The following is an 18,214-nucleotide window of genomic DNA, read 5'->3' as shown; positions in this document are numbered from 1 at the left end:
TGAAGGGTTCCCAGGTGTTGCCTGAGAGGTGCCTGTGCGTTTCTCAGGGAAATCACAGATAAGTGAAAGAGTGCTCTCAGGGGACCCGGACAAGGTGTCCAACATGACCACGACCTCGCCCCAGGGGCGCACCGAACTGCTGAGGCCGGACGGGAGCCCCGTCCGAGTGCTTGTGGTGGACGACGAGATGTCGATCACCGAACTGCTGTCCATGGCCCTGCGCTATGAGGGATGGCAGATCCGGAGTGCGGGGGATGGCACGGGTGCCATCCAGACCGCGCGGGAGTTCCGGCCCGACGCCGTCGTCCTCGACATGATGCTGCCGGACATGGACGGGCTGACCGTCCTGGGACGGCTGCGGCGGGAGCTGCCGGACGTTCCGGTGCTGTTCCTGACCGCCAAGGACGCCGTCGAGGACCGTATCGCCGGGCTCACCGCCGGTGGCGACGACTACGTCACCAAGCCGTTCAGCCTGGAAGAGGTCGTGGCCCGGCTGCGGGGGCTCATCCGCCGTTCCGGCGCCGCCGACCGGCGCTCCGACTCGATGCTCGTCGTCGGGGACCTCACCCTCGACGAGGACAGCCACGAGGTCTCGCGGTCCGGGGACAACATCCACCTCACCGCCACCGAGTTCGAGCTGCTGCGCTTCCTGATGCGCAACCCGCGGCGCGTGCTCAGCAAGGCGCAGATACTCGACCGCGTGTGGTCGTACGACTTCGGCGGCCAGGCCAACGTCGTCGAGCTGTACATCTCCTACCTGCGGCGCAAGATCGACGCGGGGCGTGAGCCGATGATCCACACCCGGCGTGGCGCCGGGTACCTGATCAAGCCCGCGGCGTCATGAGCGGGCGACGACGGCCGCGTCCGCAGAAGAGACGAGCGGGTAAGCCGCGCACCCTGCGGACGCGGCTCGTCGTCGTGTCCGTGACCCTGATCGCCGTTGTCTGCGCGGTGATCGGCACCGTCACCACCCTCGTGCTGCGCGATCATCTGTACAAGCAGTTGGACGGCTCCGTGATGGAGGCCACCATGCGTGTCTCCGGTGGGCCCGCCGGAGGACCCGGTGGCAAGGACGGCGCCAAGAACGACACCGGTGCGGGCACCGGCACTGGCACCGGCAGTACCGGCGGGCCCAAGCAGATCACCCTCGACGAGTTCGTCAGCCGGGGCCCGGGGCCGCAGAAGGCCCTCGCGGCCAAGGTCGAGAACGGTTCGATCACCAGCGGCAAGGTCGGCAAGCGGACGAAGAACACCGCCGGTTACACGGACATGACCCCCACGGGTCTCAACGAGGCCCAGATCAAGGTGCTCGGTTCGGTCGCGCAGGATCAGAAGGCGCACACCGTCGAGATCCCCGGTCTCGGCACCTACCGGGTCCAGTACATCAACGGCAACAACGGCGACTTCTACGTCGGCTTCCCGACCTCCGACGTCGACGGCACCATCAGCACCCTGATCATCGTCGAGGTCAGCCTCACCCTCGCCGGTCTCATCGCGGCCGGTCTCGCGGGCACCGTGATGGTCAGTGTCGCCACCCGCCCCCTGCGCAGGGTCGCCGCGACCGCCACCCGGGTCTCCGAACTGCCCCTGCACACCGGCGAGGTCAACCTCAGCGAGCGCGTGCCCGAGTCCGAGACCGACCCGCACACCGAGGTCGGGCAGGTCGGCGCGGCGCTCAACCGGATGCTGAACCATGTCCACGGCGCGCTGCACGCCCGCCAGGAGAGCGAGATGCGGGTCCGGCAGTTCGTCGCGGACGCCAGCCATGAGCTGCGCACCCCCCTGGCCTCCATCAGGGGATACGCCGAGCTGACCCGGCGCGGACGCGAAGAGGTCGGCCCCGACACCAAGCACGCGCTGGGCCGTATCGAGTCCGAGGCCGGCCGGATGACCTTCCTGGTCGAGGACCTGCTGCTGCTCGCCCGGCTCGATGCCGGACGGCCGTTGCAGTTCGAGCAGACCGACCTCGTGCCCCTCGTCATCGACACCATCAGCGACGCCCGCGCCGCCGGGCGCGACCATGTCTGGCGTCTCGAACTTCCCGACGAGCCCGCGCTCGTCTCCGCCGACGCGGCACGCCTTCAGCAGGTGCTCGTCAACCTGCTCGCCAACGCCCGTACGCACACCGCGCCGGGGACGACCGTCACCGCGCGCGTGCAGCGGCGCGGGCCGTGGCTGTGCGTGGACGTCCAGGACAACGGTCAGGGCATTCCCCCCGACCTGCTCCCGCATGTCTTCGAACGGTTCGCCCGAGGCGACTCCGCGCGCTCCCGCGCCACCGGCTCGACCGGCCTCGGCCTCGCCATCGTGCAGGCCGTCGCGACCGCGCACGGTGGCGCCGTGACCGTCGACAGCGTGCCCGGACGCACCGTTTTTACCGTGCATCTGCCCGCGCTCGGCCCCGTCGCGCCCCAGCCGGCACCCGAAACGAACTGGCAACTCGAATCACAGGTGGAGCACAGTGCCACCACATGGGTGCAACAGGGCACCTGACGAAAGTCGATGACATGCGAACCGACTCTTCTCCCGGCACCCTGCCGGCGCGGGAGCACCTCCCGGCCGCGGCAGCCGGTACGCCTGTCCTGGACGTAGTGATCCCCGTCTACAACGAGGAGAAGGACCTCCAGCCGTGCGTCCGCAGACTGCACGACCACCTGGCGCGTACGTTCCCCTACCCCTTCCGCATCACCATCGCCGACAACGCGTCGACGGACACCACCCCCGAGGTCGCGCGGCTGCTGGAGGCGCGGATCCCGGAGGTCAAGTCCTTCCGGCTGGAGCAGAAGGGCCGCGGCCGTGCGCTGCGGACCGTCTGGTCGGCCTCGGACGCCCCGATCCTCGCGTACATGGACGTGGACCTGTCCACCGACCTGAACGCGCTGCTGCCGCTGGTGGCACCGCTGATCTCCGGCCACTCCGACCTGGCGATCGGCTCCCGGCTCGCCCGTAGCTCCCGGGTCGTACGGGGCACCAAGCGGGAGTTCATCAGCCGCGCCTACAACCTGATCCTGCGCGGCTCGCTCCAGGCCCGCTTCTCGGACGCGCAGTGCGGGTTCAAGGCGATCCGGCGTGACGTCGCACAAGTTCTGCTCCCGTTGGTGGAAGACACCGGCTGGTTCTTCGACACTGAGATGCTGGTGCTCGCCGAACGTGCCGGGCTCCGTATCCATGAGGTGCCGGTCGACTGGGTCGACGACCCGAACTCCACGGTGCACATCGTGAAGACGGCGACCGACGACCTGAAAGGGGTGTGGCGCGTGGGCAAGGCACTGGCCACCGGTTCGCTGTCCCTCGACCGGCTCACCCGTCCGTTCGGCGACGATCCGCGCGACCGCGAGATCCAGGACGTGCCCAAGGGCCTGGCCCGCCAGCTCGTCGGCTTCTGTGTCGTCGGCGGCCTGTCCACCCTCTTCTACCTGCTCCTGTACAGCGGCTTCCGCCAGTTCAGCGGCTCGCAGGTGGCCAACGCGCTCGCCCTGCTGGTGTCCGCCGTCGCCAACACCGCCGCCAACCGGCGGCTGACCTTCGGCGTACGGGGCCGGGGCGGGGCCGTCAAGCACCAGGCACAGGGCCTGGTCGTCTTCGGCATCGGCCTCGCGCTGACCAGCGGCTCGCTCGCGGCGCTCAACGCGGCCACCTCCCAGCCCGCGCACTCCACCGAACTGGCGGTCCTCGTCGCCGCCAACCTCGCGGCGACGGTGCTGCGCTTCCTCCTCTTCCGCGTGTGGGTGTTCTCCGACCGGCGGGACGGCGACGATCCGGCGGAGGCCCAGTCTCCGGCCGCCCCGGCGACCGTCCCCGCTCCAGCGCCTTGTACGACGCCGTACGCGACCGCGTCTTCGCAGGCCGGCGGCCCCTTCGCGGCGCAGCCGCTGCCGCAGCGCCACGTCAACCACCAGCAGAGCAGCGCCCACAGCACGCACAGCAGCCACAGCACGCACAACAACCCGTACGACACGACTCAGTTCCGCGCCGGTGAAGCCGCGGACGGTACCTGGAGGGACGCCACCATGCGGATGCAGCCCGTGCGCCCCCACGACACCGACGCGGGGGAAACCCGATGACCACGCACCTCGACCAGACGACGGCCACCGCCTGGGACACACCGCCGGCCGACGCGCCCGCGGCCTCCCGGGAGCCGGCCGCCGCGGCGCCCGACTCGGGTGAGCCGAAGCAGCCCTTCGTCCGCAGACTCTGGCGCGGCCGCCCCGAGGACCCCCGCTGGGCGCGCCCGGCCTTCCTCGGCCTGCTGGCCGCGACCCTGCTCCTCTACCTCTACAACCTGAGCGCCTCCGGGTACGCCAACTCCTTCTACTCGGCGGCCGTCCAGGCCGGCAGCGAGAGCTGGAAGGCGATGTTCTTCGGCTCGCTGGACGCGGGCAACGCCATCACCGTCGACAAGCCCCCGGCCGCGCTGTGGCCGATGGCGCTGTCGGTGAAGATCTTCGGCCTGAACTCGTGGGCGATCCTGGTGCCCGAGGTGCTGATGGGCGTCGGCTCGGTCGCCGTCGTCTATGCCTCCGTGCGCCGCCGGTTCAGCCCCGCCGCCGGTCTGATCGCGGGCGCCGTGCTGGCGCTCACCCCCGTCGCCGCGCTGATGTTCCGGTTCAACAACCCGGACGCGATGCTGGCCCTGCTGATGGCCGTGGCCTGCTACATGGTGGCCCGCGCGCTGGAGGACGGCCGGACGAAGTGGCTGGTGTGGGCCGGGGTCGCGATCGGCTTCGCGTTCCTCGCCAAGACGCTCCAGGCGTTCCTCATCCTCCCGCCGCTCGCGATCGTCTACGCGGTCTGCGCGCCGGTGTCGGTGAAGAAGCGGCTCGGTCAACTGGCCGTCGCGACGGGCGCGTTGATCGTGTCCGGTGGCTGGTGGGTCGCGATCGTCGAACTGTGGCCGGCGTCCTCCCGCCCCTACATCGGCGGCTCGCAGAACAACTCCTTCCTGGAGCTGACCTTCGGCTACAACGGTCTCGGCCGCCTCAACGGCGAGGAGACCGGCAGCGTCGGCGGTGGCGGTGGCGGAGGCGGCACCGGGCAGTGGGGCGAGACCGGCTGGGACCGGATGTTCAACTCCGAGATCGGCGGCCAGATCTCCTGGCTGCTGCCGGCCGCGCTGGTCCTGCTGATCGGCGGCCTGATCGCCACCCGCAAGCTCAAGCGGACGTCGACGACCCGCGGTCTGTTCCTGGTCTGGGGCGGCTCGCTGCTGATCACCATGGTCGTCTTCAGCTACATGGCGGGCATCTTCCACCAGTACTACACGGTGGCCCTGGCCCCCTACATGGCGGCCGTGATCGGCATGGGCGCCGGTCTGCTGTGGGAGAAGCGGTCCGAGCTGTGGGCCTCGATCACCCTCGCGGCCTCGGTCGTCGCGGCGGCCGGCTGGTCGTACGTCCTGCTCAACCGCACCTCCGACTACCTGCCCTGGCTGAAGTGGCTGGTCCTGATCGGCGGCCTGACCGCCGCGCTCGGCCTGACCTTCGCGGGTCGCCTCAACCGCCAACTCGCCCTCGCGGCGGCCTCGGTGGGCCTGGTGGCCGCGCTGGCCGGACCGACGGCGTACACGATCAGCACGCTCCAGGAGGGCCACACCGGTTCCATCGTGACCGCCGGTCCGGCCGGCGCGAGCATGATGGGCGGCGGCGGTCCCGGTGGCGGCGGTGGCGGTGGCCGGGGCGGCTTCGGCGGCAACGGCGGCGGCCCCGGCGGCCAGAACCAGAACGGCAACGGCAACACGCAAAACCAGGGTCAGGGTCAAGGCCAGGGCCAGGGCCAGAACCAGCAGGGCGGCGGCACCGGCGGCTTCCCCGGCGGGGGCACCGGCGGCCAGAACCAGCAGAACGGCAACGGCAACACGCAGAACGGCAACGGCAACACGCAGGGCGGTATGCCCGGCGGCCAGACCGGTGACGGTGGGGGTATGGGCGGCGGCGGTGGTGGCGGTGTCGGCGGGCTGCTCAACGGCGCGTCGGTCTCCGACGCGGCCAAGAAGCTGCTGGACGCGAACGCCGGGGACTACACCTGGGTCGCCGCCGCGATCGGCGCCCAGAACGCCGCGAGCTACCAACTCGCCACGGGCGACGCGGTGATGGCGATCGGCGGCTTCAACGGCACCGACCCGTCCCCGACGCTGGCGCAGTTCAAGAAGTACGTGGCGGAAGGAAAGATCCACTACTTCATCAGCAGCGGCTCCTCCGGCGGCGGCATGGGCGGCGGCAGTAGCAGCAGCGGTACGTCCTCGCAGATCAGCTCCTGGGTCGAGGCCAACTACAAGAAGGTGACGGTGGGTTCGTCCACCTTCTACGACCTGACGCAGAAGGCGAGTAGCTGACGGCGGTGCTCTGAGCAGCCGGGTAAGGGGCGGTGACCCATGGTCGCCGCCCCTTACCCGTATTTCTGTTGTACGCCGTATGGGAACTCTTCTACGGTGTACAGCATGACGACGTCCCCCCAGACCCACCCCCAGATCCACCCCCAACGCTGGCTGATCCTCGGCGTGATCTGCCTCGCGCAGCTCACCGTGCTGCTCGACAACACCGTCCTGAACGTCGCTATCCCCTCCCTCACCCGGGAGTTGGACGCCACCACCTCCGACATCCAGTGGATGATCAACGCGTACTCGCTGGTCCAGTCCGGGCTGCTGCTCACCGCGGGCAGCGCCGCCGACCGCTATGGCCGTAAGAAGATGCTGGTCGCGGGACTCGCGCTGTTCGGTGTCGGGTCGCTGGTGGCCGGACTCGCCGACACCACCGCCCAGTTGATCGCGGCGCGGGCCGGCATGGGCGTCGGCGGGGCGCTGTTGTTCACCACCACGCTCGCCGTGGCCATGCAGATCTTCGCGCCCGAGGAGCAGCCGAAGGCGATCGGCATCTGGGCCGCGGTGAACTCGCTGGGCTTCGCGACCGGTCCGCTCATAGGCGGCTTCGTGCTGAACCACTTCTGGTGGGGCGCGATCTTCCTGATCAACCTGCCGGTGGTCGCGCTGGGGCTGGTGGCCGTGGTCGCGTTGGTCCCGGAGTCGAAGAGTCCGCAGGGCGACCGGCCCGACCTGCTCGGCGCGTTCCTCTCCACGGTCGGCATGGCCTCGCTGGTCTTCGCGATCATCTCCGGTCCGGCGCACGGCTGGACGTCGCCGCGGGTGGCGGTCAGCGCGGGCGTGGCGGTCGTCGTCCTCGCGCTGTTCGCCTACTGGGAGAGCAGGATTCCGTACCCCATGCTCGACCTGGCGTTCTTCCGCGACCGCCGGTTCACGGGCGCGGTGGCCGGCGCGGTGCTGGTCACCTTCGGGATGGGCGGCGCGCTGTTCCTGCTCACCCAGCACCTGCAATTCGTCCTCGGATACGGCCCTCTGGAGGCCGGCCTGCGCACCGCGCCGCTGGCGCTGACCGTCGTGGCCCTCAACTTCACCGGGCTGTCGGCCAAGGTGCTGACCAGGCTCGGCGGGCCGCTGTCGGTGCTGGTGGGGATGGTGGTGATGGCGGGCGGCCTGGTGTCCATCGCCACGCTCGCCGCCGACGGGTACGCCGGGATGCTGGCCGGGCTCGTCCTCATCGGCGTGGGCACCGCGGTCGCCAGCCCGGCGATGGCCCACGCGATCATGAGTTCCATACCGCCGGCGAAGGCGGGGGTGGGCGCGGGGATCAACGGCACGCTGGGGGAGTTCGGCACCGGGCTGGGGGTCGCCGTGCTGGGCGCGGTGCTGACCTCGCGGTTCGCGGCGGAGTCCCTGCCGGTGGCGTTGGCCGCGACGGACTCGGCGACGGAGAAGGCCCGCCTGGTCGACTCGTTCGCCGCCGGGCTGGAGACCAGCCAGTTGCTGGGGGCGACGGCCGTGCTGGCGGGCGGGGTGCTGGCGGCGGCCTTGCTCCGCAGAGCGGAGAAGCAGGAGAAGGGGGAGACGGGGGAGGAGTCGGCGGTGCTGGCCGCCTGAGGGGGCGAGGGGGCCCGGTCGGTGTTCGTGCCGGGCCCCTCACCCCGTCAGGAGCCGGTCACGAGCCGGTGAGCACGACGAGCTGCTGCGTGGCCCGAGTCATCGCGACGTAACGGTCGACGGCCCCCTCGATCCCCTCGCCGAACCCCTCCGGGTCGACGAGCACGACCAGGTCGAACTCAAGCCCCTTCGACAGCTCCGGCGTCAATGACCGTACGCGGGCCGTCGCCCGGAACGTCGGGTCGCCGATGACGCACGCGACCCCGTCGGCATGCGCCGCGAGCCAGGTGTCGAGGATCGAGTCCAGCTCCGTGACCGACCCGTGGACGACGGGGACACCGCCGCTGCGGATGGACGTGGGCACGTTGGCGTCCGGCAGGACGGCGCGGATGACCGGCTCGGCCTCCGTCATGATCTCTTCCGGCGTGCGGTAGTTGATGCTCAGGGACGCCAGGTTGATCCGGTCGAAGCCGACCCGCTCCAGCCGTTCCCGCCACGACTCCGTGAACCCGTGCCGGGCCTGGGCGCGGTCGCCGACGATGGTGAAGCTGCGGGACGGGCACCGCAGCAGCAGCATCTGCCACTCCGCGTCGGTCAGTTCCTGGGCCTCGTCCACGACGACGTGCGCGAACGGGCCGACGAGCAGGTCCGGTTCGATACGCGTCAGGGCGCTCTCGTCGACCAGGGTGTCCCGCAGGTCCTGCCCGTGCAGCATCCCCATCGCGCCCTCGCTCTCGTCGATCTCGACGTTCTGCAGCAGGCTGTCGATGACGTCGTCGCGGCGGGCGCGTTCGGCGGCGAGCGCGGCCTTCTGACGGCGCTGACGGCGGGCCGCCTCCGGGTCGCCGAGCCGCTGCCGCGCCGCGTCCAGCAGCGGCAGGTCGGACACCGTCCAGGCCTGCGCGTCCGCGCGCTGGAGCCGCGCCACCTCGTCCCGGTCGAGCCAGGGAGCGCACATCCGCAGGTAGGCGGGGACCGACCACAGGTCCGAGACGAGGTCGGGCGCGGCGAGCAGCGGCCACGCGCGGTTGAACGCGGTGAGCAGCTCCCTGTTCTGGAGCAGCGACTTGCGCAGCAGGACGGGCGGGACGTCGTCGCCGTCGTGCACGCTCTCGTGCTTGTCCATCACGATCGTGAGCAGCTCCTCCCAGACCTGCTCGCGCGCGTCGTTGTGCGGAGTGCCGGGTTCCGCCGCGTCGAACGCCGCGGCCCAGTCGTCGGCGGTCAGCCGGACGTCGGACCAGTGCGTGGTGACCGTCATCCCCTCGGTGGGCGGATCCTCGTAGAACCGGACGGCTTTCTCGATCGCCCGCACCAGGTGCGCGGACGACTTCAGCCGGGCCACCTCCGGATCGGCCTCGACCGCCGCCGAAGCGCCCTCGGCGACGAGGTCGCGCAGGGTGCACGTCTGCACGCCCTCCTCCCCCAGACTGGGCAGCACGTCGGCGACGTAGCCCAGGTAGGGCCGGCTCGGTCCGACGAACAGCACGCTGCCCCGGCGATGCCCGAGGCGCGGGTCGGAGTACAGCAGGTAGGCGGAGCGGTGCAGGGCGACGACGGTCTTGCCCGTGCCGGGGCCGCCGTCGACGACGAGCGCGCCGCGCGAGCCCGCGCGGATGACGGCGTCCTGGTCGGCCTGGATGGTGCCGAGCACGTCCCGCATCCGGTCCGACCGGTTGCCGCCGAGGCTGGCGATGAACGCGGACTGGTCGTCGAGCGCGGCGTGCCCGGCGAACCCGTCCGAGGTGAACACCTCGTCCCAGTAGTCGCTGATCCGGCCGCCGGTCCAGCGGTAGCGGCGGCGGCTCGCCAGCCCCATCGGGTTGGCGTGGGTGGCCCCGAAGAACGGCTCGGCGGCGGGCGAGCGCCAGTCGAGCAGCAGCCGGCGCCCCTCGCTGTCGGTGAGGCCGAGCCGCCCGACGTAGAGCGGCTCGGAGCCGTCCGCGCCGACCATGTGCCCCAGGCACAGGTCCAGCCCGAAGCGGCGCAGAGCGCGCAGTCGGCCGGTCAGCCGGTGGATCTCCATGTCCCGGTCCATCGCCGCCCGGCCGATGCCGCCGGGCGCCCTGCGCTCGGCGTCGAGGCGGTCGGTCAGCTCGGCGATCGCCTCCTCCAGGCACTCGGCGATCGCCGCGAAGTGCTGCTGGTCGGCGGCGATCAGCGCCGGGTCGGCCTTGGCGGACAGGCGCTCGGGAAGGTCGAACGCGCTGGTGGTCAGGGGGTTCACTGCATCAGCTCCGATATGAGGTCGCTTACGACCATTGCACGTGACGGGAGGCGGCGGGACCGGCGTGACAGGCCTCACGCCGACCTGACCGACGCGACCGACCCGACCGGCCCTTCCGGGCTCCGGCCGACGACGTCGAACAGCAGCCGCGCGGCCACCTCCGCTCCGTCGGTGCGGATCATGGCGGCCACGGTGGTCGCGCGGGCGCGGGTCTCGTCGGCGAGGGCCGTCGTCAGCGCGGCCGACAGGGACGCGAAGGTCGGCGTCGGACCGTCGTGCGCCGCGCCGATGCCCAGCTCGGCGACCCGCTCGGCCCAGCGCGGCTGGTCCACGAGCTGCGGGACGACCACCTGGGGCGCACCGGCCCGCGCGGCCGTGGTCGTCGTCCCCGCGCCGCCGTGGTGCACGACGGCCGCCACCCGCCCGAACAACCGCTGCTGATTCACCTCGCCGACGACGAAACAGTCGTCCCGGTCCCCGTCGATCCGGTCCCCGTCGACCGGGCCCACGTCGGTGAGGCCCAGCCCCGCCCAGCCGCTCCCCACGACCACGCGTCGGCCCTGCGCGCGCACCGCCTCGACGGCCACCCGGGCGACGTCCGGCGCGCCGCGCATCGGCATGCTGCCGAAGCCGACGTACACCGGCGGCGCGCCGGCCTCCAGGAACGCCGACAGGTCGGCGGGGAGCGGGCGTTGGTCCGGCAGGAGCCACGCGCCGGTCTGTACGACGTCGAGGTCGGTCAGGTCCTGCCACGGGCCGAGGACCGGGTCGGCCGCCAGCCACGGCTGCCCGGTGAAGACGTGGTCGCGGACGCCGGTCACCGGTGGCAGGCCGAGCGCCGCCAGGTGGCTGTTGAGGGCGTCGCCGTACAGCGCGTCCACCTTCCGGGCGTCCAGGTCCCACAGCACCCGGTTGTCGGTCACGCCCGGCGGGAACGGCGGCCCCGGCCGCGCCGCCGACGGCAGGTAGTGCGGCGACGGCAGCTCGCACGGATGGAAGCACGCGTACACGTAGGGGATGCCCCGCAGCTCGGCCACCGACCGGGTGCCGACCGGCAGCAGGCCGGTCGCCACCACCACGTCGCATCCCTCGGCCGCCGCGGCGACCGTGTCGAACCGCGCGGCGACCAGCTCGGCCGCGAACCGGGGCACGTCATCCGCCGACACCGGAGCCACCCCGGTCACCAGCTCGCGCACCGACCGCCCGAACGGCACGAACTCCGCGCCGACGCCCGTCACCAACTCCTCGAACTCCCCGTCCGGCGGCGCGCACACCCGCACCTGCGCGCCGAGTTCCCGCACCGCCGCCGCCAGTCCCGCCAGCGGCTCGACGTCCCCGCGCGACCCGTACGTCGTCAACAGCACACGCATTCCCACGACCCCGTTTTCCGCAGATTCCGGCTCAGGCGGGAGATTCTGCGGCACTACGGGGGCCTTGCCGCAAGCCCCCCACTGCGCTATAAGTTGAGAGTGGCAAGGAGCGCGTGACCTCCTTGCCTTTGCTTTTTTCCCCGCTTTCCGCCGCCTCCGCCGTCAGGCCTAGCATTCTTCCCAGCTACCGCGACCCAGTTACCGCGACGTGAGGAAGGTGCCCCTGCCATGGCCGAGACCGCCAAGGACGCCGGGACCGCCAAGGACGCCGCGCGGCACAGCGTGTGGCTGGAGGGCAAGGCGCGTCGGCGTGGGCGGGGCGGCAAGCAGCCCTCCGGGCTCGATCTGGACCGGATCACCGAGGTCACCGTGCGCCTGCTGGACGCCGAGGGGCTGACCAAATTCTCCATGCGCCGGCTGGCCGCCGAGCTGAACGTGACGGCGATGTCCGTGTACTGGTACGTCGACACCAAGGACGACCTCCTCGAACTCGCCCTCGACCGGGTCTACGGCGAACTCGAGGAACTGCCCGACCCGCGGGACGAGGGCGCGGACTGGCGCGAGCAACTGCGCACGCTGGCCACGGTCTACCGGCGGCTGCTGGTCCGGCACGCCTGGCTGTCGCCGCTCGCCGGCACCTACCTCAACCTCGGCCCGAACTCCCTGAGGTTCTCCCGCACGGTCCAGGAGACCGTGCTGCGCACCGGGCTGCCCGCGCGCGGCATCACCGGCGCGATCTCGGCCGTCTTCCAGTTCGTGTACGGCTACGGCACGATCGAGGGCCACTTCTTCACGCGCGTCGCCGACACCGGTCTGACCCCGGACGAGTACTTCCAGCACGCCCTGAGCGCGAGCGCCGAGGCCCCGCAGACCGCGGAGATCGTCGCGCAGTCCAAGAACCTGATGGCGGCCCGCGGCGGCGACACGGTCGCCGAGATGATGGACCGCGACTTCACCTTCGCCCTGGACCTGCTGGTGGCGGGCATCGAGGCGATGGTGAAACGCGGTTAGCCCACCCTTCGGCCCCGCTTCTAGTCCTGGACCAGCCGGGCCGGGAATCCGCCGGTCGCCACCGGACCCCACCGCTCCGGAGTGACCCGGATGATCGACTTGCCCTGCTTCAGCATGGCCTGCCGGTACTCGTCCCAGTCGGGGTGCTCGCCGGCGATGTTGCGGTAGTACTCCACGAGCGGCTCGACGGAGTCCGGCGCGTCGACGACCTCGGCGGTGCCGTCGATCTGGACCCAGGGCCCGTTCCAGTCGTCGCTGAGGACGAGCAGGCTCACCCGCTCGTCCCGCTTGGCGTTACGGGTCTTCGCCCGCTCGGGGTAGGTGGAGACGACGATGCGCCCCGCGTCGTCGACCCCGCAGGTCAGCGGCGACGCCTGGGGCCCGCCGTCGCCCCGCCGGGTCAGCAGGATCGCGTGATGCCGGGGGCGGACGAAGTCCAGCAGCTCGTCCAGCGAGACCTTGGTGTTCGTAGCGATGTTCGGTGCCATGCGCCCAGCCTAGGCGGCACCACCCGGCTCCCCGTGCCTACGACCGCGACATGCCTACGGCTGCGGCAGGGCGTCCCCCTGCACCGCCTGGACGTCCAGTTCGACCTTGAGGGTCGTACCGATGGCGGCGATGCCGGCCTGGACGACCTGGTTGTAGTCCATCGCGAAGTCCTCGCGGCGCAGTTCCGCCGTCGCGCGGAACGCGGCGCGGGTGCCGCCCCACGGGTCCGCGCCGGTGCCGAGGTAGGCGAGGTCCAGGTCGACGGGGCGTACGACACCGCGCATGGTCAGCTCGCCGTGGACCGTCCAGCGGTCGGGGCCCGCCACCGTCAGGCCGGTCGAGCGGTAGGTGATCTCCGGGTACGTCTCGACGTCCAGGAAGTCCGACGAGCGCAGGTGGGTGTCGCGCATGTCGTTGCCGGTGTCGATGGACGCCGCCCGGATCACCGTCTCCACGCGGGACTTGGTGACGTCGTCCGGGGCGATCTCGACGGCCGCCGTGAAGTTTGTGAACCGGCCGCGCACGCTGGAGATGCCCAGGTGCTGGGCGACCGCGCCGACCGTGGAGTGCGCCGGGTCGACGGTCCACGGGCCGGGCGGGGGCAGCTCCGCGCCGCCCTGCCGGGCCAGGGTCACGGTGCCGACCGCCGCCCGGCCGCTCGCCGTGACGATCGCGGTGGACGCGGCGGGCGCGTACCCGACGGCGGTGATGATCACCGTGTACGGGCCGGGCGCCAGCTCGGTCGCGTCCCGGACGGCCCCCTCGTCGTCCGCCTCCGCCCGCAGCACCTGGGCGCCCGTCATGTCGGTCACCGTGACGACCGCGTGCGACACGGCCCAGCCGTCCCTGGTGCGGATCCTCGCGGTCAGTGCCATGTCAGTTCCATGTCAGTTCCGTCTGTTCGATCTCAGTGCGTACTACTCGCCGGAGTGGGCGAGTTCGATGTCGTGGCCGTCGACGCCGGCGCCCGCGACGGTCAGCGCGGTGGCCACCGGCGGGTAGCCGGTCGCGATGACCGTGTACTCGCCGCCGTCGAGGTCGGCGAAGGCGTACGCCCCGTCGACGCCGGTGGTGGCCGTGCCGACGACGTTGCCGGCCGCGTCCACGAGCGTCACCCGCGCGTCGCCCAGCGGACCGTGCGGGGCCCGGACGACGCCCTGGAGCCGCGCGCCCGCCTCGAGGACGACGTCCGCGCGGGTCACGCCCGTCGCGCCGATCTCGACGGGCAGCGCGCGCGGCCGGAACCCGACGGCGTTCACCGCGACGGTCACGGCACCCGGCACCAGCTCCGCGAAGGAGAACTCCCCCTGCTCACCGGTGGCGGCGGTGGCCAGCAGATCGCCACGCACATCGGCGACGATCACCATCGCGCCGTTGACTCCGTCGCCCGACCCGGCGGCGCGCACCACACCGCTGAGCCCGCTGGTCCCGCTGAGCAGGATGTCGTACGCGACCGGCTCGCCGTTCACGACGACGGTGGAGGCCTGCGGCTGGAACCCGTCCGCGGCGGCGATCAGCACGTACGAACCCGTACCCGGCGCGTCCAGCGTGTAGGAGCCGTCGGCCTGCGCGACCGACCGGCCGAGCTGCCGCCCGGCGAGCGAGATCAGCGTGACGGCGGCCTGCGGGACGGGCGCGCTCTCCGCACCACGGACGTGCCCGTGGACCGGAATGCCGCCCGAGGAGCCCTGGGGTGCCTCTGCCTGAAGTGCCTCTGCCTGAAGTGCCTGTGCCTGGGGTGCCTGTGCCTGGGGTGCCTCGACCGTGACGTCGGCCCAGCTCGGGACCTGCGTGCTCGGGGCCGCCGCGCTCGCCGCCGGGGTGGTCTCCTCGGCAGCCGTCTGCGCCATCGCGCCCATGGACTTGGTCCGCAACGGGACCTCCTTGATGAACAGGGTGATCAGGAAGGCGAGCAGGGCCAGGGCCGAGGCGATCAGGAAGACGTCCGCGATGCCGTGGCCGTACGCGCTCTCCATGACCGTGCGCAGCGGCGCGGGCAGCTTGTCCATGTCCGGGATCTCGCTGGAGGAGCCCGAACCGGACGCGAGGGAGGCGTACTGGGGGCCGAGACCGGCGATGCCGTCCTTGGCGTAGTCGGTGATCCGGTGGGCCATGACCGCGCCGAGCGCCGAGACGCCCATCGCACCGCCGAGGGACCGGAAGAAGGTGACGGTCGAGCTGGCCGAGCCGAGATCCCGCGGGTCCACCTGGTTCTGCGTGGACAGCACCAGGTTCTGCATCATCATGCCGATGCCGAGACCCAGCAGCGCCATGAAGACGGCGGTCTTCCAGTACTCCGTGTCGTAGCGGATGGTGCCCAGCATCCCGAGCCCGGCCGTGATGAGCACACCGCCGCTGACCAGCCAGGCCTTCCACTTGCCGGTGCGGGTGATGAACTGCCCGGAGACGGTGGAGGAGACGAACAGACCGCCGATCATCGGGATCGTCATGACGCCCGACATGGTCGGCGACTTGTCCCGCGCCAGTTGGAAGTACTGGGCGAAGAACACAGTGCCGGAGAACATCGCGACGCCGACGAACATCGAGGCGATGGAGGAGAGCGTGATCGTCCGGTTGCGGAACAGGCGCAGCGGGATGATCGGCTCGGCGGCGCGCGACTCGACGAACACGAAGACGAGCGCGAGCAGCACCGAACCGGCCACCATCGTGTACGTCTGCCACGACAGCCAGTCGTACTTGTCACCCGCGAAGGTGACCCACACCAGCAGCAGCGAGACCGCCGCCGAGATGAAGAACGCGCCGGCCCAGTCGACCTTGACGTCCCGCTTCACGACCGGCAGGTGCAGGGTCTTCTGGAGCACGATCAGCGCGATGACGGCGAAGGGCACGCCGACGTAGAAGCACCAGCGCCAGCCGAGCCAGCTCGTGTCGGTGATGACACCGCCGAGCAGCGGACCGCCGACGGTCGCCACGGCGAAGGTCGCGCCGAGGTAGCCGGAGTAACGCCCGCGCTCACGCGGCGAGATCATCGCGGCCATCACGATCTGCGCGAGCGCGGAGAGCCCGCCCACGCCGACGCCCTGCACGACCCGGCAGGCGATCAGCATGCCGGAGTTCTGCGAGAGGCCGGCGGCCGCGGAGCCCAGGACGTAGATGACCAGGGCTATCTGGACGAGCGCCTTCTTGTCGTACAGGTCGGAGAGCTTGCCCCAGAGGGGGGTGGTCGCCGTCATCGCCAGCAGGGTGGCGGTCACCACCCAGGTGTACGCGGACTGGCCGCCGCCGAGGTCGCCGATGATCTCCGGGAGGGCGTTCGAGACGATCGTGGACGACAGGATCGCCACGAACATCCCGAGCAGCAGCCCGGAGAGCGCCTCCATGATCTGCCGGTGCGTCATCGGAGCGGCCTCGGCGGAGCCGTGCGCCCCTCCGCCGTGCTTCGCGTGAGCCCGCACACCGGCCGGTGTGGTCGTAGCCATGAACTTCCTTCTCTTACGTCTCTTCTTGCGTCTCGGGAGACTGCTGCGTCGCTTATGCGGGTGTGCGGGTGGTGCTGGTACTTCGGGTGGTTCCGGTACTTCGGGCGGGGTGCGGGTGAGTCGTCGTCCGGGTGTCGCCGAAGCTGGCGCGCAGCCGGGTCATCAGCCGGATCAACTGGCTCACCTCGTCGTCGGTCCAGTCGCCCAGCCGCTCCGCCAGCAGGCCGGCGCTGCGCCGGGACAGCTCGGCGAGCAGGGTGCGGCCCTCGGGGGTGAGGTGCAGGATGCGGGAGCGTTTGTCCGCCGGGTCCGGGGAGCGGTCGATCCAGCCGCGCTCGGCGAGATGGGCGGCGTACCGGCTGGTCACCGACATGTCCACGGCCAGCAGCTCGGAGAGGTTGCTCATGCGCATGTCGCCGTGCTGTTCGAGCAGGGCCAGGACGGCGGCCGATCCGGCGGAACAGTCCGTCGGCATGATCCGCGCGACCTCCCGCTTCACGGCTCCGACGGCACTGAGCTGACGCGCGAGTTCCTCGTACCGCTCGTACTGCGCCTGCGCTGCCATCACACCTCCCGAACTCGACCCCAACTTGTTGCTTGAGGCAACCATAGGACCGGTTGGTTGCTACAGGCAAATAAAAGGGGGGTCGATGGCCGCAAAAAGTTGGCAAAGGGGGTTCGGTGGCGACCTCTGTGACGACCCTTGTGACGTCCTCTGCGACGTCCCCCGTGACGATCCCTGTGGCAACCCCCACTTGGGCCGCCCGGCCCGTTTTCGCTAGTGTCTCGGCCCATGGCCAACACCCAGAACCCCCAGGGCAACCCCGACCCCGCAGGCAGCACCCAGATGTTCCGCGCGTTCGTCGACGAGGGCGCCCCCCGGGCCGCCCAGCCGGCCCCCGCACCGGCCGGCCCCCGCATCGGCCTGATCGTGGGCATCGTCGCCGCCGTCGTGATCGTCGCGGCGGTCGCCTGGCTCGCGCTGAAGTAACTCCCCCTCCCGCGCCCCTACTTGACCGTCACCCTCATCCCCCAACCCCGTCCCTCACCCTTCCTCACTCCTCACTCCTCACTCCTCACTCCTCACTCCTCACTCCCACCGCACCGACACGTCCCGCGTCTCGATGTGCATCCCGAGCGGGACTCTCCACGCGTCCACGCACACCGTCCAGGTCTTCACCTCGCGCGTGCCGGCGGCGATCGGTGTGGGGAGCGGGGCCGTCGACGCGCGGGTCGCCCAGTCGATGCCGAGCGCGTCGACGACATGGGTCCCGAAGACGATCGTGCCGGAACGCACCGCCGCGCCACCGGAGTTGTGGAGGGTGAGGGTGACGTCCTCGCACCATCGTTGATCCGTGCCCGCACGGACGGGCTCGCTCACGACGAGGTCGGCCGGTCCGGCGGACGGGGCGGTGGCGGTGGGCGTGGGCGTGGGCGATGCCGTGGCGGTTGCGGTCGTGGCGGCCGTGGGCGTCGGGATACCTGGCGTGGCTGTCACGGTCACTTCTGTAGCCGTAGCCGTAGCCGTAGCAGCGGTCGCAGCCGCAGCCGCAGTCGGTGTGGCGGTTGGAGCGGCCGTCGCCCCCGAAGAGGGCTTCCCCGTAGGGGAGTTGGTCTCTCCATCCAGCGGTACGAGCCGTACCCCGCCCGTCGGAGCCGTCGAGCCGCCCGCGCGCGCACCGGGCGGTGCCGCGCCGATCGCGACGTAGTCGCCGCCATGGCCGCCGCCCCCGCACCCGGCCAACAG

The 18,214-nt window shown here is 71.3% G+C and carries 14 protein-coding genes; 7 read left to right on the top strand and 7 right to left on the bottom strand.

All coding sequences use genetic code 11. The features are described 5' to 3' along the window. Positions 1 to 103 precede the first annotated feature (103 nt). The 5 genes from BMZ82_RS32395 (at position 104) to BMZ82_RS32375 (ending at position 7,930) form a co-directional block, all read left to right on the top strand. Positions 104 to 844, top strand: a complete 741-nt coding sequence (locus tag BMZ82_RS32395; protein WP_177244770.1) for a response regulator transcription factor — start codon at positions 104 to 106, stop codon at positions 842 to 844. Further along, positions 841 to 2,493, top strand: a complete 1,653-nt coding sequence (locus BMZ82_RS32390; protein ID WP_093780966.1) for a sensor histidine kinase — start codon at positions 841 to 843, stop codon at positions 2,491 to 2,493. Before BMZ82_RS32395 ends, BMZ82_RS32390 begins: the two co-directional genes overlap by 4 nt. A gap of 14 nt (positions 2,494 to 2,507) precedes the next feature. Beyond that, a complete protein-coding gene (locus tag BMZ82_RS32385; protein ID WP_093780965.1) occupies positions 2,508 to 4,064 on the top strand; it encodes a bifunctional glycosyltransferase family 2/GtrA family protein in 1,557 nt (518 codons plus the stop codon). After that, positions 4,061 to 6,331, top strand: a complete 2,271-nt coding sequence (locus tag BMZ82_RS32380; protein ID WP_093780964.1) for a glycosyltransferase family 39 protein — start codon at positions 4,061 to 4,063, stop codon at positions 6,329 to 6,331. The genes BMZ82_RS32385 and BMZ82_RS32380 overlap by 4 nt, the downstream gene beginning before the upstream one ends. 105 nt (positions 6,332 to 6,436) lie before the next feature. After that, complete coding sequence (locus BMZ82_RS32375) at positions 6,437 to 7,930, top strand: MFS transporter (RefSeq protein ID WP_093780963.1); 1,494 nt, start codon at positions 6,437 to 6,439, stop codon at positions 7,928 to 7,930. Between the two features lie 58 nt (positions 7,931 to 7,988). On the opposite strand, the gene helR is transcribed toward BMZ82_RS32375, so the two are convergent. Both helR and BMZ82_RS32365 read right to left on the bottom strand, forming a co-directional pair. Then, entirely contained in the window at positions 7,989 to 10,157 is a 2,169-nt protein-coding gene (helR, locus tag BMZ82_RS32370; RefSeq protein ID WP_093780962.1) for an RNA polymerase recycling motor ATPase HelR, read from the bottom strand. Between the two features lie 74 nt (positions 10,158 to 10,231). Then, positions 10,232 to 11,527, bottom strand: coding sequence for a glycosyltransferase (locus BMZ82_RS32365; RefSeq protein WP_093780961.1), 1,296 nt, complete (start codon positions 11,525 to 11,527; stop codon positions 10,232 to 10,234). A 228-nt stretch (positions 11,528 to 11,755) separates the two neighbouring features. On the opposite strand from BMZ82_RS32365, the gene BMZ82_RS32360 reads away from it, so the two are divergent. Next, positions 11,756 to 12,538: a TetR/AcrR family transcriptional regulator gene (locus BMZ82_RS32360; protein ID WP_177244769.1), complete on the top strand. Its 783-nt coding sequence runs from the start codon at positions 11,756 to 11,758 to the stop codon at positions 12,536 to 12,538. 20 nt (positions 12,539 to 12,558) lie between these two features. Here the strand turns inward: BMZ82_RS32360 and BMZ82_RS32355 are convergent, their stop codons facing one another. Genes BMZ82_RS32355 through BMZ82_RS32340 form a run of 4 tightly spaced genes read right to left on the bottom strand, consistent with a single transcriptional unit; the run spans position 12,559 to position 17,032 of the window. Next, positions 12,559 to 13,026 carry a PPOX class F420-dependent oxidoreductase gene (locus BMZ82_RS32355; protein ID WP_093780960.1) on the bottom strand — a complete coding sequence of 156 codons (468 nt, stop codon included), beginning with the start codon at positions 13,024 to 13,026 and terminating at the stop codon, positions 12,559 to 12,561. 54 nt (positions 13,027 to 13,080) lie between these two features. Then, entirely contained in the window at positions 13,081 to 13,902 is an 822-nt protein-coding gene (locus BMZ82_RS32350; protein WP_093780959.1) for a YceI family protein, read from the bottom strand. 42 nt (positions 13,903 to 13,944) lie between these two features. Next, the gene (locus tag BMZ82_RS32345) at positions 13,945 to 16,467 is read right to left on the bottom strand and encodes an MFS transporter (RefSeq protein WP_093780958.1); all 2,523 of its coding nucleotides are present in this window, start codon (positions 16,465 to 16,467) and stop codon (positions 13,945 to 13,947) included. Positions 16,468 to 16,519: 52 nt separating this feature from the next. After that, positions 16,520 to 17,032 (bottom strand): MarR family winged helix-turn-helix transcriptional regulator, encoded by a 513-nt coding sequence (locus BMZ82_RS32340; protein ID WP_093780957.1) that lies wholly within the window; start codon positions 17,030 to 17,032, stop codon positions 16,520 to 16,522. Positions 17,033 to 17,260: 228 nt separating this feature from the next. Here BMZ82_RS32340 and BMZ82_RS32335 point away from each other — a divergent pair, with 228 nt between their 5' ends. Further along, on the top strand, positions 17,261 to 17,458 hold the full coding sequence (locus BMZ82_RS32335) for a hypothetical protein (RefSeq protein ID WP_093780956.1): 198 nt from the start codon (positions 17,261 to 17,263) through the stop codon (positions 17,456 to 17,458). 99 nt (positions 17,459 to 17,557) lie between these two features. Here the strand turns inward: BMZ82_RS32335 and BMZ82_RS42880 are convergent, their stop codons facing one another. After that, the gene (locus tag BMZ82_RS42880) at positions 17,558 to 17,965 is read right to left on the bottom strand and encodes a hypothetical protein (RefSeq protein WP_143098945.1); all 408 of its coding nucleotides are present in this window, start codon (positions 17,963 to 17,965) and stop codon (positions 17,558 to 17,560) included. Positions 17,966 to 18,214: the final 249 nt, after the last annotated feature.

It is taken from the genome of Streptomyces sp. yr375 (genome assembly GCF_900110755.1).
Classification (GTDB): Bacteria; Actinomycetota; Actinomycetes; order Streptomycetales; family Streptomycetaceae; genus Streptomyces.
Note: the sequence above shows the minus strand (reverse complement) of the source record. Positions and strands in the feature narration are given on the sequence as shown.

What these genes read in the sequence shown, in the direction of transcription:
- BMZ82_RS32395 (WP_177244770.1), top strand. Translation starts at nt 104, where the DNA reads ATGACCACGACCTCGCCCCAGGGGCGCACCGAACTGCTGAGGCCGGAC.
- BMZ82_RS32390 (WP_093780966.1), top strand. Translation starts at nt 841, where the DNA reads ATGAGCGGGCGACGACGGCCGCGTCCGCAGAAGAGACGAGCGGGTAAG.
- BMZ82_RS32385 (WP_093780965.1), top strand. Translation starts at nt 2,508, where the DNA reads ATGCGAACCGACTCTTCTCCCGGCACCCTGCCGGCGCGGGAGCACCTC.
- BMZ82_RS32380 (WP_093780964.1), top strand. Translation starts at nt 4,061, where the DNA reads ATGACCACGCACCTCGACCAGACGACGGCCACCGCCTGGGACACACCG.
- BMZ82_RS32375 (WP_093780963.1), top strand. Translation starts at nt 6,437, where the DNA reads ATGACGACGTCCCCCCAGACCCACCCCCAGATCCACCCCCAACGCTGG.
- BMZ82_RS32365 (WP_093780961.1), bottom strand. Translation starts at nt 11,527, where the DNA reads ATGCGTGTGCTGTTGACGACGTACGGGTCGCGCGGGGACGTCGAGCCG.
- BMZ82_RS32360 (WP_177244769.1), top strand. Translation starts at nt 11,756, where the DNA reads ATGGCCGAGACCGCCAAGGACGCCGGGACCGCCAAGGACGCCGCGCGG.
- BMZ82_RS32355 (WP_093780960.1), bottom strand. Translation starts at nt 13,026, where the DNA reads ATGGCACCGAACATCGCTACGAACACCAAGGTCTCGCTGGACGAGCTG.
- BMZ82_RS32350 (WP_093780959.1), bottom strand. Translation starts at nt 13,902, where the DNA reads ATGGCACTGACCGCGAGGATCCGCACCAGGGACGGCTGGGCCGTGTCG.
- BMZ82_RS32345 (WP_093780958.1), bottom strand. Translation starts at nt 16,467, where the DNA reads ATGGCTACGACCACACCGGCCGGTGTGCGGGCTCACGCGAAGCACGGC.
- BMZ82_RS32340 (WP_093780957.1), bottom strand. Translation starts at nt 17,032, where the DNA reads ATGGCAGCGCAGGCGCAGTACGAGCGGTACGAGGAACTCGCGCGTCAG.
- BMZ82_RS32335 (WP_093780956.1), top strand. Translation starts at nt 17,261, where the DNA reads ATGGCCAACACCCAGAACCCCCAGGGCAACCCCGACCCCGCAGGCAGC.